Here is a 17,063-nt window from a genome sequence, read left to right as displayed (position 1 = left end):
TTTAAGCGTTATTGTTTTTTCTATTTTTTTATCATTCTGAGTGCAACGAAGAATCCGCAACATATGAGCAGTGCACAAACCTTACCCACCAACATTCAAGGATTCCTATTTACGTTAGTTTTCCATCGCTTGCAGATTCTTCCTACGTCAGAATGACAAAATCGGTAACATTTTATTATTCTATCGGTTTAAAAAACACCCAAGTTTCATCAGGTTTTGTGCCTTCAATTCCTTCCTGGTATTTCTTCATGATTGCATTCCATTCATCCACTTTTGGATTGTTTAAAGTCGTTTTCGGGTTCAAATCATCTAATTTTTTTCCTTTCGGGATACTGATAATCAGCATCAGTTGCCTATCTTTTTTGAAAATCGCTAATCGCTGAAATTCTGCATTGCAAAATCCTTTTGATATTTCTGGCCATTTCTCAAATTGTGTTTTATGATAATCAAGATACTCTTTTTGCATTTTCTCATCCTTAACCAAATTGGCTGATAAAATGATGTTATCCCATTCTTCAACAGGTTTATCTCCACAGTTTTTTTCACGGTTAAAATCGTAAAAAAGATTATCATAAAGTTTAGTTTCTGTTGCATTTAGGCGTTTCAATGTTTGTTGCAAACTTTCTACTTTTAAGCTTGAAGTGTAAATTACCAATCGATTATTCCATTTGTACATCGAGCTTGCTAACAGATTATTTTCTTTCGCAAAAGTTTCCAAGGCTTTGTTTGATGGCAGTTTATCATCTTTAAAAATCACTTCAAAAACAACCGATTTATCTTCCGCCTGATTGACACCACGATTGGAATAAACAGATTTCTCTTTTAACAAAAACTGAAAAGGCTTTTCTAAACCTGCCCGTTGTTTGATTTCATTAGAAACTTTTGGTCCGTTGCTTTCCCATAAATTATCTGGTCCGTTGGCATTTTGAAGATACTTCGCGGCAGGCGTCCAATTGTTTTTTATGGTAAAATACGATGAACCTTCATCAGTATATAAATAAAACCAGTGCTCAGGCAGATGCGCATAAGGCGCTTTGTAGATACTATCAATTACATTTTCTGTGATGAATGATTCAGGCTGCGCCGACAAAGTATAAATCCCGGCCACATCATACATGTGTTTGCCATAGTGATGGATTTTATTGGCAGTGATGGTATTATTCTTCATCGCATTCTGCGTTTTTGTCCAACCCCAGCCCATACTGATGCCCGAATAAGAAACATCACTGATTTCGTTGTGCAAAATTTTTATGCCCTGAACATAACCAGCGCCAATGCCCACTGCGCCCCAATCTTCGTTGGTTACATCGGTAATTAAATTGTTTTCAATGCTATCGTTTGTAGAAATTTCTCTTTTATCTGATGGATTGTAAGGTAGATGAACTTCTGTAGCTTCATCTGAGAATGTTCCGATTAGGATTGCCGAACCGCCGATGTCTTTGAATAAACTACCTCTGACAAGATTTTCTGAAGTTCCTTTTTTATAGTCCAACCCAGTTGAGGCCAAATGCTCAAAACGACAATTTTCAAAGGAAGTATGGTTGGCATAAGTAACCTCAACGGCTGATGCTGGTCGGCCAACCCAAGCCTGATTTTCCAATGCAGCTTTATCCGGCGTTCCAGGTATTTTAAGTTTATAAGCATCGAGCATATACATACCTGCTTGGTGCGGAACATGACCTTGTTTTGATGGTCGTAACCAGGTAGAATGCTCAAATGAAATTCCTTTAAAATTGACAAAAGAAACCGGATGGTCAATCGTTCCTTCAATTTTAACAAGGTTTTCAGTAGCTGGCGCTACCACATCAGCGTTAAGCATATTTTCTGATGCTTTTGGCCAATAATAAAGTTTATGATTTTTCAAATCCTCAAACCATTCTCCGGGTTCATCCAAAAATCGAATGGCGTTGGTAAGGTAGAATGCCGAATTTCCAGTTTTTTCAGAAATCCAGGGTGCAGGCCAGGGATGCTCTGATTGAATTCTGCTTTCGGGCTGCAAGAACGATAATTCGGCTGTATTCCCAATAACTTTTACGGATTTGACACGAAGATTTGCAATTGCCCACCATTGATGAATGAGCATTTCCATGCCTTTAATATTGGCAAGATTAATACCTTTCTGGATTGGAATTTTGCATGTTTGCATTTCTTTATCCCAGGATGAAATTCTGCCCATTTCGTCGCCATTGTAGTTTTTGGCACGAATGGCCTTTTTTCCATTTACCCAAAGTTGCCGGAATTGTAAGCCACTTCCATCAAAATCAGGAATGTCTGTAACCCAAATTTTTCCTATGGATTTTTTCGGCAAACCAGCAACATTCCCGTTCAATTTTTTCCAGCCGCTAATTTTCACACCTCCGCTTAAAACTACTTTTTCGGTAGCTATGATTTCCGTCGGACTATCTTTTGTTCCTGAATCTTCTGGGCGGAGCACTATAGGTTCGTTAAGTTGATAAACACCTTTATTAATGATTATCCTAATTCCACCCTTAATTGAAGCATCATTCAAGCGACGTAACTCACGGGCTTTTCTAATAGCGGCGTGGAGTGTAGCAAAAGGGTTTTCTTTGTTACCTAGATTAGTATCCGAACCATTTTTGGCAACATAAATATCTGCTGCGCTCGCTATGGAGGAAAGCAAAGAAAAAAGAATTGCCAGAATCAAAAATGGTTTGGTTCGTGGTGACACGAACCATGACGATTTAGGCGATTGCATGATGCCGTGGTTCGTGTCTCCACGAAACACTAACATGAGGCACCAACGCATTGTGCTTACACAGTTTTCTAATCCATTCATATTATTTCGGTTGAAAAACTGATTTTAGGTAATTGGTATTGGCGCTGAAATTATATTTCACGTTGGTCGGTTGCGTTGCATCTCTACTTCTTTCTACCACTAACCAACCTTTCCAGTCCATATCATCAAGCGTTTCTTTTACTTTTTTCAAATCAATTTTAGGGTCGTTTTGTAACCAAACACCATCTTCATTAGTTGCATGAATCTGGATAATATTTTTCCTTCCTAAAATCCGTAACTCTTTATGCAAATCTCTTCCATTTTTTATTGCATTAGAGAAATTGAAATAGCTTTTTACATGTCTGGAACCTATCTCTTTCAACAACTGAAGTTCGCCTGCGGCATCTAAAGAAGTTTCAATTCCAATTACAACACCTGCTTTGGAAGCCATTTTTCCAGCTACTTTTAATCTTTCTACAATTGGTCCACGCAACTCAGGGTTTTTGACTAAGTCGCCTTGAACACCCAAAGGAAGAAATACAACCTTAACATTCATTGCTTTCGCAGTATCCAAACAATCCTGAATCATTTTTTGATAGGTTGGTCGCGTAGCAAAAGATTGGGCATAAAAACCCGTCATCGCTAATGAGCAGATTTCGAGGTTTAACTCTTTTGCTTTATCTAAATATTCCTGCCTGATTTTCGGGTCTGCCAGCTTATTATCGAAAGTTTCCCTATTGCCCAAACCGCCCATATCAATTTCCAAACCATCGGCACCAATTTCTTTAGTTAACGGTAACGCACTAATTTTCTGGCGTTTTAAAATCATCAAATCAATCACAGCGACTTTATACCTATTCTTTTTCTCGGCAGCCAAAAGCAATTGATTAGGAATGAGCAAGGCACCCGCAAGCAAAGTAGCATTTGTAATAAAGGTTCTTCTGTTTAACTCCATGATTTATTATTTCGTTGCGCTTAATGGAAACAATTTCTCCAGATTTTCAAATCCCATCACTGCATTTTTTGGTAACTTTTCGCCCTTATCACCAAAAACATATAAGGCATTTTCCTTTTCTATAGTGACTTTGCTTTCATCGTATTTTCCGGCTTTATCCTTAACTAAGGCACCATTTAGCTTGAAATTTTTGATTAGGAAATCGTACAACGCAATGCGCTTATTAATGCCAAAATCATGTTTTTCTTCTGGAAGATGAACATTTTCAACTTGATCTTTCACACCATAATAACCATACATTTTTTGAAGATATGGAAAATCATGCTGAGGCGTGTGAGCTGTCCAATCGCTACCGTCTGACACCAATAATTGTGGTCGTGGTGCTGCCATTGCAGCTAATTCTACATTATCAGTTCCGCCACCGCACTGATGGATTGGCATGCCGCTTTCGCATGGACAACCGCCGTAAAAATATGACGACATCGCCACTACAGGTGCGCTTAACTTAATCCGATCATCCATTGCTGTCATTAAAATGGAATGACTTCCGGCACCCGAGCCACCGCTAATTCCAATTCTGTTGGTATCAGTTTCTTTTAGTGATGAGAAGTAATCTAAAATTCTGATTCCGCCCAGCGATTGAACCGTTTGTGCCAGACTACGGCGATGGTCTTCGTATTTAAATTGGAGCATCGACTCGCCCCAGGCAAATAAATCGTAGCTAAAAGCCATAGCGCCCATTCTTGCAATTGTCGCACAACGAAGCTGACAATCGGCTCTGTACCTTTGTTTTTCCCAATGTCCATCAGGACTTAAAACCACGGGGATTTTTCCTTTTGCATTTAGTGGTTTATACAGTGAACCATTAATCCAAACGCCAGGGAGAATTTCTAAAGCAATGTTTTCTACAGAATACCCATCGAAAATTCTTTTAGCCGTAACAATTGGTTTTGAATTAACCTTGGCTGGCAATGGAGATAACATTAAGGCTTTGTACAACTCGGGTTTAATTTCCGCCTTGCGTTTCTCCCAGCTTGCTTTATCGTGATACTTTGTTGCCAACGAATCCAAATATGCCCAACCATCCTGAACTTCCCAACGGTAATATTCATACTCTTTCAACTTGTAAACGCCTGGCTTTTCTTTGTTTACTTTCATATCCAGAGGCGTAAGCACGTTCGCAAGGGTTTCATCTACATCAGCACGGAAACGCCACTCGGCATAGTTTACCCACTTGTCTTTTATTTGTGGTTCGGAATATTTAATCTGAACCTTAAAACGGGTCTGAATTTCTTTTAAAACATCGGCTAAAGGTTTTTTATAAAGGTTATCGCTGTTTTGGGTTTGTGCAGAGAGGTTGGTGAAATGGAATAGTGAAATTGTAACGAGTAAAAAAGACTTAATCGAATAACTAGTTTTCGAAAGAGATTGCTTCGTGCCTCGCAATGACGAAGAGGCGAGGCTTGATGCCAATGAATCCGTCATTGCGAGGTTTGATTTTTCATCAACCGAAGCAATCTCTTTTGGAAGCGTAGATTTTGTCGGCCTACCTCCTAGCAATGACGAAGATGTATTAGTCCAATGTTTTATATAAGTCATTCCAATTCGGATTAAATTCATTTATTAACTTAAGTTTAGCGAGCCTACTTCCCGCTTTTATTTTTTTTTCTTCAGCTATAGCTTCTTCAATACTCCAGAAAAAATTATAGTAAACTAATTTATAGCATTTGTATTTTGAGGTAAAACTATTCGGATATTTATTATTAACATGCTCGTAAATCCGATTCCTTAAATCAGATGTGACACCTGTATATAAAACCATATGATTTTTATTCGTCATGATATAAACAAATCCTCCTCGTTCCATCTTCCCTTATTTATTTTAAAAGAGATTGCTTCCTGCCTTGCAGTGACGATATTGCGCTTGCCATTGCAAAGCTCGTCATGTTCGAGCTGATGCAGCCTAACCGTTCAAATTGAGATTGCTTCGTACCTCGCAATGACGATGAGGTGAGGCATGATGCAAAAGAATCCGTCATTGCGAGGTTTGATTTTTCATCAACCGAAGCAATCTCTTTTAATAAATTAGATTGATTCGTTCCTTGCAATGAAGATGGGCATAAAAAAGATTTCATTTTTCTCACGGCTCTTCGTTTTTAGTTTCGGTAATTACTGGAGCGGTATAACCATTCAGCTTTGGCCAAATGCCATTTTTAATCTTTTTTAGTTTCAACTTTGATGGGTCGACAACTACATGTTTAATTTTTTCCCTTCGCCAGGTATAAATAAAATGCAGCATGCCATCAGAAGTTTGGATAACTGCCGGATAGGAATACTGACTAATCGGTGAATCTTCTAAAATTAATGCGGCTGACCAGTTTTTTCCATCTTTTGAAACCGAAACATTCAGCGGGGTTCTCGGCCCTTTGGCTAAATCGCCCGGAGGCAAAACATGGTTATAAACCAACACGTGGCGACCATCTTTCATGGTTACGGCATCTGTACCAGAGTTGTTATTTGGCAAGGAAGTTTTGCTTAAAGCCGACCATGTTTCACCATTATCATCCGACCATGATTCTACAATTGCCCGGTTCGCCGTTCTGGCTAATATTTGAAGTTTGCCGTTTCCGTGCTGCAAAATACTTGGCTGAATAGCCTTAATACCATTTTCTGGCAATGGACCAACTGTTCGCCAGGTTTTGCCATTATCTTTTGTTACCTCGAAATGGATTTTCCAGCCGTTACCCTCTTTGCTTGAGGGCGCAAAAAGATTTCCGTTGCTTAATAAAACTGGTTTATTTTTAACAGGTCCGATGTAGCCATCAGGTAATTTTGTAGCGTCAGACCAGGTAATTCCACCATCTTTTGATGTTTTCATCAAGCCCCACCACTCTGATGGCTTTGGTCCGATTTTATAAAACAACAATAAATCTCCTCCAGGAACCTGATACAAAACCGGGTTCCAGGTGGGTAATCTTTTGCCACCAGGCTGAATACCATTCGCCACAGAAACTGGTGCCAACCATTTGCCATCAACAAAACGGCTGATATAAATTTCTACATCCGGGTTTCGTTCTTTCGTACCACCAAAAAATGAGGCTACCAAACCGGTTGGTGTTTCAGCGATGGTTGCCGAGTGGCAAGACGGAAAAGGTGCTTTATCGTATAAAAATTCTTGTTTTACAACGCCTGTCTGCCATTTTTCTACCTGAGCCTTAGCGCTTATAGCAAGCGTAAAAGCAAGTCCTAATGTGATGTATATTTTTCTTTTAAACATAGTTCTTTTATTTGAGGTAAATGGAGCATAGAAAATGGGAAATTGATTCGAGTCCGTTTTCTAGCCTCCTTTTCCTATTTCCTATTCCCTTCTTTAGTCTTTTTTGCTTTCTCCTCTTTTATCTTTTTAGTGTAAGCACTGTAAAGCGCTCTCCAGCTGCGACCATTGTTATTTAACATCTGCTCCGATTTCGTTTTGTAAATCTCAAAGATGGCAGAAATCTGTTTCATGTTTTTATAATCTACGGCTTGCTCACGGGCTTGCTTTAAAAAACCCAAAATTTTCGCTTCTTCATCAGCAGTTAAATCCGGAACGATGGCTTTATAACCTTTCATCGTAAAATCTACTTTGCCAATCGTGTATTTATCCAGTATTGTTTCCACTTGCTCTGAAGATAAATTCTTCTTCAAGCCATCCATTAAAGCTTGGTGAACAGTTGCAGGCATGGCCGAATCGGCGATAATTTGTTTATCTAAATCGCTTAACTTATTTCCCGTAACCGGATTAATCCCATCCGGAACAGTAGATGAAGGGTGATCGTTATGCCAGTCTCGAACAGTTGTTAAATGCACTGCAATAGCATTTTCAACCGTTGATTTCTTTGTCGCATCTTTTAAATCTAACGCCGAAACCCATTCCTTCGCTTTAGTTACGATTTCTTCAGGCACTACGACATCTTTTGTTTGACTGAATGTGTTTACCGCGGTTAGCAGTAAAGTAAGTAACATTATTGGCTTTAAAAACTTTCTCATAATTGCATTAATTATTGGTTATCAAATATCTATATACCGCCTTACATGAATGGTCTTGAGGCGAGGTAAAATGTTTATTTATTCCTTCTCCGTCATTCCGACCGTAGCGGAGGAATTTTTTGAACAAGCTTCAAAGATTTCTCGCCTTCGTTGCACTCACTCGAAATGACGAATTTTCTATTTCCCCTCCACCAAAAAAGAATAATCCCCTGAGCCAACCTCATAAATCGCTCTATCTTTCTCCATTTTTATAAATTTTAAATCTTTTATCGATTTCAGTTTCTCTGTAATTTCATTTTTATTTTTTGCAGGAATATAAAGCATGGCTGTAGTGTTTGCAGGAACCGTTACATTCCACTTGAACTGCTTTGCTGTTTTTGTATAACTGCTTTTGATTAATCCATAAGTCGAATTGTAACTGGCATTAACTGAGTTCAAACTACTAATCATCTCCGGTTTCATAATGATTTTTTTGAATGCCTGACTTTCAGATTTAATTCCCGCCAGGTTTTCATAATACCAGATTAGTAAATCACCCAACATCATCACATGGTTTTGAGAGTTCATTTTTGGGTCGGCGGTATTGCCATTCCATAATTCCCAAATGGTTGTGGCGCCGTGATCTACCATATATCCCCAGCTTGGATAAGTTTTTTTCGTGGCGATGGTATAAGCCAAATCCGGTCTGCCATAATCATTTAAACAACGCATTAGCCATTGAATACCCACTAAACCATTGCTCAAATGACCTTTATTGGTTACCTCAACAGTGTAAGTAATATTTTTAAATACCTCATCCACTTTGTTTTGGGGAACCATGCCAAAATATAACGGAATAATGTTATCTGTTAAAGCATTGGCGGCATAATAACCTTTGTCATTATAATATTTCTGGTTAAAAGCATCTTTAATTTTGTTTCCCAAAGCCTGGTAATCCTTAACATCCGCTTCGTTTCCTATCGCCTGTGCAAATTGAATCATCAACTGTGTGAAATGATAATAATAAGCGGTTGAAATTAAGGCTGACGGATACTTTTTATCAGCACTTTTTCCACGTCCAAATTCGATGGTAATGGGTGGCATACACCAATCGCCATAACTATCTTTTGTTAAAATGTACTCTTGCATGTAGCGGTCTTGCATGTACGCCAGCCATTTTTTCATTGCCGGATAATTGTCGCGAACTGCAGAAACATCTCCGGTTTGCTTGTAAACCATTTCTGTAACCAGAAGCATTGCGCCCGGCCAGGTCATGTTATCGCTGTAATAACGCCAAAAAGCGGGTGCAACATCAGGAATCGCACCATCTTCTTTCTGCGAATTTCTAATATCCTGCAACCACTTGGTATAAAATCTGCCGTTATCAAAAACAAAATTTTCGCCATAGGCAACTGCACCTCTATCTCCTAACCAAGGCATGCGCTCATTACGTTGCGGACAATCAATCGGAATTCCTTTATAATTTCCGGCAATTCCCCACCAGGCGTTTTTGAAAATCTGGTTGGTTAAAGCATCAGAAGTTTCGAAAGTTCCAACAGTTTTAATGTTATCGTAAATCATTTTCCCCAGAAAATCATTTACCGAGGGTTGATAAGTATAACCCGAAAGCTCAACATATCTGAAACCACGATAGGCAAAAGTTGGTTCCCAGGTTTCCTGCTCACCGCCCTTTAACGTGTATAAATCGGTACATTTTGCATTGCGAAGATTGGCTGTAAAAAGTTCACCATTATCTTGTAATGATTCTGCAAAACGCATTTTAATTTGCTTTCCTTTTATACCTTTTACTTTGATTTGCAGCCAGCCTACCATATTTTGCCCCATATCCAGGATGTACCGATCGCCAGAGATTTTTTTGATTGACACCGGTTTGAGCGTATTCATCACACGCATATTTTCATTCATCTGCGCTTCAATCACACCTGTCGGTTCCTGAACAAATTCTGCCTTTGCCCATTTGCTATCATCGAAACCGATCGTATTCCAACCAGTTAAGTCTTTGGTCGCATCGTATTCTTCGCCATCGTATTCGTTGTTGGTTCTGATTGGCCCATCAGCAGTGCCTTTCCAACTGTCATCGGTATCAATGTTTGCAGTTGTTCCATCGCTATAAACAATATTAATGTTCATCAGCATTTTCGGGAAACCAAACGTTTTAATTTTATAAGGTTTTTCATTTTGACGCATGGCGAAGAAACGACCATTTCCTAATACCGTTCCAACCGCGTTTTTACCGTTTTTGATGTATGAAGTAACATCAAAAGTATTGTACTTTACATTTTTGGTGTAATCTGTTGGCGATGGTGACAAAACATCCTCCCCAACTTTTTTACCATTGATGTAAAGCTCGTACAAACCCAAGCCAATAATTGAGGCGGTGGCTGATTGTACGGTCTTTGCACTTTGAAATTCCTTTCTGAAATACCTTGCGGATAATCGTGAATCGGTTTTAATATTATCCCATGGGAAAGCCCTGTCGAAACCTATCCAACCTTTTGGCCAGTCTTTGTAATACAACAATCCCATTGAAAAATAATTATTAGCCGACCATTCGCTTTGCCCGGCAGTAGTCCAGACTTTAACCTTCCAGAAAGCTTTTAGTCTGCTTTTGAGTGCGTTTCCATTGTAATTCACATGAATGGATTCGGTGGAATTTACCTTTCCTGAATCCCATAAATCGCCCTCATTGGCATTTAATTTTTCTAACGATGAAGCAACCAAAACCTGATAAGCCGTTTGCATTACATTTCTTTCTTTTGAAATAATGTGCCACGCCAAACGAGGTTTTTGAACATCAATTCCTAGAGGATTTGTAAGCATCTCGCAGGTGGTATTTTGCAACGAAACCTGCGCCAAAACTGTGTTAAGTGGCAGGAGCCAGATGCTGATTATCGCTATGTAGATTTTAATGTTCATTTACGCTTTGCGGTTGATTATACCGATTTCTATATTTTTTATTTTTTCCCGCTGATTTTGGAGATGTACGCAGATTTCTAATCTCTTTCTGTGTATATCCGCGTGATCTGCGGGATAAATCTTTTTTCCTATCATTTCACTAATTAGATTGCTTCGTCGTGCCTCCTCGCAATGACGACTATCGAATTGAAAAGTCAAAATACAAAGTCATATTTAAAGCCCTGCTCGGTTCTTTATCAAAATCATAAAAAACATGTTTCATTCCCATCGGACCAGTTGTTTCTGGCTTTTGCGTTTTCGTTCCAATTGCCGAAATTCCATTCATAAACGAAATATCTCCCGTTGGAAAAGTCGGGCTCATGTTATCCCATTCCGTATCTTTCGATTTCTTCGGCGTAAATAACCTTAAGAAAACATCCTCTCTATCGGTTAGCACTTTAAAATTTTGAGATTTCCCGATAAATTCACACCAATACATATTTGAGTAATAACCCTTAAACTCTGGATATTGCCAAGCCGGTTCTCCAGTTGCCGAATCGTTGTAATCTTTTTTCCAGATGTCAAACTGCTGCCCTTTCATCCTGTTTTTCCAAACGCGGTATGGTCCGTTGCCTTTATATTCAACTGATTTGATTTCACTTTCAGGATAAGAAAAATTTAATCCTACGAATGTGGTGAAATATTCAGCAGGGAAATATTTTACTTCCATTTTTAACCAACCCGATGGATAAATTGTCCATTGCAAAGTATTCCAGCTTTCTTTTTTATCAAATTTGGATGAAATAATCAGATTTTCGCCGTCCATTTTAGTTGTAAAGTTTTTGAAATTATTCACGCCTTCCTGTAAAATCGGACCATTAGAAAACGGGATTACACCTTTAGCATTTTTAGCTTGCTGCAATAATCCGGTGGTTTTATCAAAAGTTAAATCGATACCATTTGCGGAAACCTGGAAAACTTTCGCATCTTCCTTTAAAATCACTTTTGATGAAGCTGTTTTCACCACAAGTTTCGCTGCATCGGATGCAGGCAAAGTAATTGGGAAACTCCAGGTAAAAAGTTCTTTTCCGTAAACATCCTTTGCTGTTAAATACAAAGCATCAAAACTTCTCCAATCTTCCGGAAGATTAATTTGTAATTTCCCTTTTTCGAATGGTTTAATATTTGGCGCATCAGCTTTTCCAGCCTTAAAATCTGCATCGTCGCTAGCTTTAAGTTTTTTCAATTTCCAGTCGAAAGTGCATTGATTAAGATTGGTAAAAGCATAACGATTTTCCAGTAAAAATGAACCATCAAAACCAGCTGTCATTTCTCTTTTCTCTACAAAAACCGGGCTCCAAACTTCTTTAATGGTAAAGAAACTGCCCTCTTTTTCGTGATAAGGGCCAACAATTCCATCCGGACCGTGGTTTCCATCGGTGTCCATTTCTCCGTTTTTATCGGTCCGCACAACGGCCTGGTCGGCAAAATCCCAAAGGAAGCCACCGGCAGATTGCGGGTTGTGCCACATCGCATTCCAATAATCTTCAATGCCTGCGCCATGACCACCATCCCACATGCCATGCAAAAATTCGGTAGGCATTAAAATGTTATGTCCATGGTCGTAGTTTCCAATTCCATAGTTAAACTCACGGTAATGCGTGGTTTCAAATCCATTAAAAACTTCCCAAGGGTGAATGAGAGGGCGTTTTTGAATATCTTCTTCAGCAAAAAGGTGGTCGAGTTCGCGATTGTGTCCGCCTTCATTTCCGTTTGCCCAAAAAATAATCGATGGATGATTTTCATCATTCAACATCATTTCTTTCATCAGCTTTGTTCCTGTTGGCGTATCGTAAGTGCCATGCCAGCCGGCGAGTTCATCCATCACAAATAAACCTAGTGAATCGCAAACGTCCAAAAAATGCCCGTCAGGCGGATAATGCGACATCCGTACCGCGTTCATGTTCATCTCCTTCATTAGTTCAACATCAGCTATGCTGATTTTTTTACTTGTTGTTCTGCCCGAATTCGGATAAAAAGAATGACGGTTTACGCCTTTGAATTTCATTTTTACGCCATTTACGTAAACGCCATCACGTTCTTTTACTTCAATGGTTCTGAATCCTATTTTTTTTGAAACTTGATGAATTTCTTTTCCTTTTTTTATTAAAGTAAAGGTAGCTGTATAAAGGTTTGGAAACTCTGAAGACCATAATTCGGGATTTGAAAACTTCTGGTTCAACACCAATTTTTGATTTCCTTTTTTAATAGAAGTGGTCAACTTATTGCCAAATCGCTTTCCATCTTTGCCAAAAATTTCAACTTCAACTTTGTCGGCTTCGCCAGTGTAAGCGAACTGAACATTTAAATTTCCGTCAGCTTTTGCATCAATCTGAATTCGATCGATATGCGTTTGCGGTAAAGACTCTAAATAAACAGGTCTGAAAATGCCACCAAAAATCCAGAAATCGGCTTTGCGTTCCGCCTCGTTAACCGACTGATTGGAAGAATGCTTGGATACTTTTACTTCAAGCAAATTGTCACCTTGCTTTAATAGTTTTGAAATATCGTATCTGAAAACATAAAATGATCCCTGGTGAATCTCTCCAGCTAATTTTCCATTGATTTTAACTTCAGTATCGGTCATCGACCCTTCAAAAACAATATTGACTACCTGGTTTTTCCACGCTGTTGGTACATTGAATTTGTATTTGTACAGCCCTTGCTCCTTGCCTTTATTCGCTTCTTTATTAAAACCATAGTTGTATTTCCCGAAACCGTGTAATTCCCAGTTGGAAGGCACCGGAATGGTGGTCCATTTACCGGCATTCATTCCCTCGGTGCAGAAGAAGTCCCAATTTACAGTATTGTCGTTTCCAGTTCCTGAAAGATATAGTTTTTCTGTTTGTTGTGCTTTTACCAAGCCAAACATCATTGTTAAACAAAAGAAAAGTATAAATCTGCGTTTCATTAATTGGTTTTAAATTGTTTGGTTAATGGATTATTGGTTCGGAAAGGCAGCGCTGGTAACTCATTGCTGTACAAATTTCCTGTTGGATTTTCTGTCCAGTTATAACGAACAGCGCTTGGTTTTGAAATTTCTTTTGAGGATACGACAACCTTGCCGTTTTTTAAAACCGCATCAGCGCTCACAAATTTCCCACTAGCATCGGCAATTGTGAAACCGGTGATATTTGTTGCGTTCGTTGTTTTTAAATAATCGAAATCTAGTAAAGCTTGATTATTTTTAAATGAAACCGCTTTAAACACTGGTCCTGAAAAATCTATTTTTTGGTTGTAGGTTTTACCTAAGGCCAAAAGTGCCAACCTGCGGCCAACTTCCCATTTATAGGTTGGATGCAAGTCGCCGCCGTTATCATTCAAATCATTGGTCGATATCATTCCGGTATTAGGCAAACGCAGAATTTGTTGTTGTGCTTCCCAAAAGTTTGGCTGCGTGTCGGCTGTAAGTACAACCTTATCACTTTTTTGCTTGCTGTAATCGAAAGGTGCAATCTGCACGTAATAAAAAGGCAGCTGTTCTCCCCAGGCTTTGCGCCAAAGATTAATTAAGGTTTTCAGTTTGTATGAATAACTGATGGTTTCGTTCAAGAAACAATTGGTTTCGCCTTGATACCAAAGAAAACCCTTGATTTTGAATTTAGCCAAAGGCTCTATCATGGGTGTATAAAACTTGCCAGGGTCGTTGCTCACTTTTTGGTTTTTAAAGTATGGCTCCTGGGCAAATGCTTCAGGCGCAATCCAGGGCTCGATCGCACTGCCCGAAACGGAAGAAGAAATCATGCCGACAGGAATGCCTAACTTCTCCTGAATTTCCTTCGCAAAAAAGTAACCCACCGCCGAAAAAGCTCTTAAAGCTGAATCTTCTGCAATAGCCCAACTTTTATGGATAGAATCTGGCTTTGTCAATTGTTTACGGTTAACAAGGAAAATCCTGATTTGTGTATTTTTTGCCTTTTCCACCTCATCAGAAGGAAAACCTAATTTTTCGTTTTTAGGTTTTGGAATTTTAGCAAGCTTACGCATTTGATATTCCATGTTCGATTGACCAGAGCACACCCAAACTTCCCCCACCAAAATATTGGTTAATTCGATTTCGTTGGAACCAGAAATGGTCATCGTTTGCGGTGTTGCTGATGTTTTCAAAGGCATTAAAACCACAGACCAATTTCCGTTTTTATCAGTTACTGCCTGCTTTTTTTGCCCAGCGAAAGTGACTTCCACTTTTTCGTCTGGCAAAGCGTAACCCCAAATGTTGATGGGTTTCTCACGCTGTAAAACCATATTGCTTGATAAAATTTGAGGCAAAAGGATTTTAGCGTTGGCAGAAAAGGAAAGTAAAGAAAGTAGAATAATCATCGCCGTCATTTCGAGCGAAGCCGAGAAATCTTTGAACCTAGCGAAAAAGATTTCTCGACTGCGTTGCACTCCGCTCGAAATGACGGCTTTATTGGTTCTTGAAGTCGTAAAAACGCTAAACCCTAAACTCAAAACACGAAACTTATTCCTCATCCTAAAAGCCTTCCGTTTTTAAATACTTAATTGAATAAATCGCTTCTTTTTTCTCAGATTCGCCTGCATTTTTCAAATCGTAAGTTTGGTCAGCAGGTGTATCTACATCAGGGAAACGACGGGTATCACCGGTTCGGAAAACAATCCTGGAAACATCAGCCACCGGCTGAAAAGCTAAACTTAAAGAAAGTTCTTTTCCGTTGACTGTTAGTGAATAAAACCTGGTGTGTGCATCTAATTTAATTTTGATATCGTAACTTTTCCCAGCCTCGTATTTCATGAAGTTTTTATATCGTGCACCAGCTTTTCCGCTTAAATTTCCAGCGGTATCAAAAGTCAAACGAACACTTGCCATTCCTTTTGCGTCCTGTAATTCAATCTCCAATAAGCCGAAATCGTTCTGCTTTGGTGTAACCGAAAAAGAAGTGATGATTTTCTTCGATGCAGGAAACAACCGTTCTGCTTTTGCGTAGTCAAATGGGTCTTTGTCTTTCAGAACCAAAGTGCCATTCTCCACTTTTACAGGTGCCCAAAGCGGACTGTAAATATTCCATTGCTCCAGTTCTTTCCCTTTTGGTAACTTCCCAAAATCATCATTCACGTGAGCTGTAACTTTATCATTAACAGGTAGCGGAACTGAAGAAACCCAAATATCTTCTTTGTTCATGCTGTAGGTAACCCATAATTTATCATCAGCAGGTTTGCCATTTCCTTCAATAATGCCACGAACATATTGTGGACCATAAGATTTGTAATTCCCACCGTAACGCATCGGCGTAATTTCGCCGTTGATTAAAAGCAAATTGGTGTAATCTAAACCATTTTTACTGGTTGAAATGGCTAGCGGCCATCTGTATTCTGAAGGATTATAAACCGTTGCAAAATTCCCGTCTGCTGTTTTTTGACCCCAAATTTTAGCATTGCTGTTTACAAAACCAGGCGCACGAAAAGCGCTTTCCGGCCAGCTTTTACCATTATCGGTACTGATTGCAGTCAAGGCATTCTTCCACAAACCAACCACTCTTCCATCAGGAAGATGATAGTAGCTAAATGCCTTGTATTGCTTTTGCAAAGTAATTAAAGGGTCTTTCCTATCGGCTTCTTCATTCCATTGCTGCGTCATTAATCTGTTCGCCAGCAATTCTCTACAAGCGGCAACAAAAGCTTTATTTTTACTTTTTGTGAAGTATGGATATTTAGTGTTTTTTTCTGAATAACCTGGATTGTAATGAATGAAATAAATCGGTCCGTATTTTCCATCGGCCTGAATTTCGCGAACGGCTCTACCAATTCCATGCCCGTCATTCGGGTCGTCTTTCGCGTCGAAACTGATGGCGTAAAAACCTAAAACCAGAAACACGTTTTTAGTAGAAACGTAAAATCCCATACGCTGATGCATCACGGCATCTAAATTTTTGGCCACATCAGTTCTACCTTCTTTTGTGGTACCATCGGCAATTCTGTAAATCGGAAAAATCACATCTGGTTTTGTCCAAGTATAACCATCAGGGGAAGATTGTAATAAGGTTTGTCCTGGCGGAATACTTTCCCCGACTTTATCACTTAAATATTCTACGTAAAATTTGTTATTCCAGTAGGCTAACATTGGAGCATGGTTATACGTCCAGCCAAAGTTTTCGGCCAACTCCGGATGTTCTCTGTTTGCCCGGAATGTTTGAATATTATGAACACCTACCACAGGCGTTAGTTGACCGTGGTGGTAATCGGCATTAACCAAAGTTTTTCCAGTATAACGTACCGTATCCTGCGCCTGAGAGGTTGATAGCGCAATCGTAAATGGTAACGTTAAGCAAAGTATTTTAAATATTTTCATTCTATTATAAGTTTTGTCATTCTGAGGAACGAAGAATCTATAACCAATTAGCACTATCTGAAATTAAACTATTAACACCG

Annotated in this window: 10 protein-coding genes; all 10 read right to left on the bottom strand. The window is 39.1% G+C overall.

Annotation, left to right across the window (positions count from 1 at the left end):
• Positions 1-175: 175 nt before the first annotated feature.
• Positions 176-2,797: an L-rhamnose mutarotase gene (locus tag R2Q70_RS12270; protein WP_316807870.1), complete on the bottom strand. Its 2,622-nt coding sequence runs from the start codon at positions 2,795-2,797 to the stop codon at positions 176-178.
• Between the two features lies 1 nt (position 2,798).
• The gene (locus R2Q70_RS12265; RefSeq protein WP_316807869.1) at positions 2,799-3,692 is read right to left on the bottom strand and encodes a sugar phosphate isomerase/epimerase family protein; all 894 of its coding nucleotides are present in this window, start codon (positions 3,690-3,692) and stop codon (positions 2,799-2,801) included.
• 6 nt (positions 3,693-3,698) lie between these two features.
• A complete protein-coding gene (locus R2Q70_RS12260; protein ID WP_316807868.1) occupies positions 3,699-5,291 on the bottom strand; it encodes an acetylxylan esterase in 1,593 nt (530 codons plus the stop codon).
• Positions 5,266-5,559, bottom strand: coding sequence for a GIY-YIG nuclease family protein (locus tag R2Q70_RS12255; RefSeq protein ID WP_316807867.1), 294 nt, complete (start codon positions 5,557-5,559; stop codon positions 5,266-5,268). The genes R2Q70_RS12260 and R2Q70_RS12255 overlap by 26 nt, the downstream gene beginning before the upstream one ends.
• 273 nt (positions 5,560-5,832) lie before the next feature.
• Positions 5,833-6,969, bottom strand: coding sequence for a sialidase family protein (locus R2Q70_RS12250; protein ID WP_316807866.1), 1,137 nt, complete (start codon positions 6,967-6,969; stop codon positions 5,833-5,835).
• 74 nt (positions 6,970-7,043) lie between these two features.
• On the bottom strand, positions 7,044-7,721 hold the full coding sequence (locus R2Q70_RS12245) for a DUF3826 domain-containing protein (RefSeq protein WP_316807865.1): 678 nt from the start codon (positions 7,719-7,721) through the stop codon (positions 7,044-7,046).
• Positions 7,722-7,898: 177 nt separating this feature from the next.
• The gene (locus R2Q70_RS12240) at positions 7,899-10,637 is read right to left on the bottom strand and encodes an alpha-L-rhamnosidase (protein ID WP_316807864.1); all 2,739 of its coding nucleotides are present in this window, start codon (positions 10,635-10,637) and stop codon (positions 7,899-7,901) included.
• 178 nt (positions 10,638-10,815) lie between these two features.
• Positions 10,816-13,587 carry a glycoside hydrolase family 2 protein gene (locus R2Q70_RS12235; RefSeq protein WP_316807863.1) on the bottom strand — a complete coding sequence of 924 codons (2,772 nt, stop codon included), beginning with the start codon at positions 13,585-13,587 and terminating at the stop codon, positions 10,816-10,818.
• Positions 13,587-15,149: a sialate O-acetylesterase gene (locus R2Q70_RS12230; protein WP_316807862.1), complete on the bottom strand. Its 1,563-nt coding sequence runs from the start codon at positions 15,147-15,149 to the stop codon at positions 13,587-13,589. The genes R2Q70_RS12235 and R2Q70_RS12230 overlap by 1 nt, the downstream gene beginning before the upstream one ends.
• A 1-nt stretch (position 15,150) precedes the next feature.
• A complete protein-coding gene (locus tag R2Q70_RS12225) occupies positions 15,151-16,983 on the bottom strand; it encodes a six-hairpin glycosidase (RefSeq protein WP_316807861.1) in 1,833 nt (610 codons plus the stop codon).
• Between the last annotated feature and the right edge of the window lie 80 nt (positions 16,984-17,063).

The sequence above is a fragment of the Pedobacter agri genome (assembly GCF_032678665.1).
GTDB classification, from domain to species: domain Bacteria; phylum Bacteroidota; class Bacteroidia; order Sphingobacteriales; family Sphingobacteriaceae; genus Pedobacter; species Pedobacter agri_A.
The sequence above is the reverse complement of the archived record's forward strand: the minus strand, read 5'-3'. Positions and strand labels throughout refer to the sequence as shown.

Excerpts from the sequence above, each read along its gene's own strand:
- R2Q70_RS12270 (WP_316807870.1), bottom strand. The coding sequence starts at position 2,797 with ATGAATGGATTAGAAAACTGTGTAAGCACAATGCGTTGGTGCCTCATG.
- R2Q70_RS12265 (WP_316807869.1), bottom strand. The coding sequence starts at position 3,692 with ATGGAGTTAAACAGAAGAACCTTTATTACAAATGCTACTTTGCTTGCG.
- R2Q70_RS12260 (WP_316807868.1), bottom strand. The coding sequence starts at position 5,291 with ATGACTTATATAAAACATTGGACTAATACATCTTCGTCATTGCTAGGA.
- R2Q70_RS12255 (WP_316807867.1), bottom strand. The coding sequence starts at position 5,559 with ATGGAACGAGGAGGATTTGTTTATATCATGACGAATAAAAATCATATG.
- R2Q70_RS12250 (WP_316807866.1), bottom strand. The coding sequence starts at position 6,969 with ATGTTTAAAAGAAAAATATACATCACATTAGGACTTGCTTTTACGCTT.
- R2Q70_RS12245 (WP_316807865.1), bottom strand. The coding sequence starts at position 7,721 with ATGAGAAAGTTTTTAAAGCCAATAATGTTACTTACTTTACTGCTAACC.
- R2Q70_RS12240 (WP_316807864.1), bottom strand. The coding sequence starts at position 10,637 with ATGAACATTAAAATCTACATAGCGATAATCAGCATCTGGCTCCTGCCA.
- R2Q70_RS12235 (WP_316807863.1), bottom strand. The coding sequence starts at position 13,587 with ATGAAACGCAGATTTATACTTTTCTTTTGTTTAACAATGATGTTTGGC.
- R2Q70_RS12230 (WP_316807862.1), bottom strand. The coding sequence starts at position 15,149 with ATGAGGAATAAGTTTCGTGTTTTGAGTTTAGGGTTTAGCGTTTTTACG.
- R2Q70_RS12225 (WP_316807861.1), bottom strand. The coding sequence starts at position 16,983 with ATGAAAATATTTAAAATACTTTGCTTAACGTTACCATTTACGATTGCG.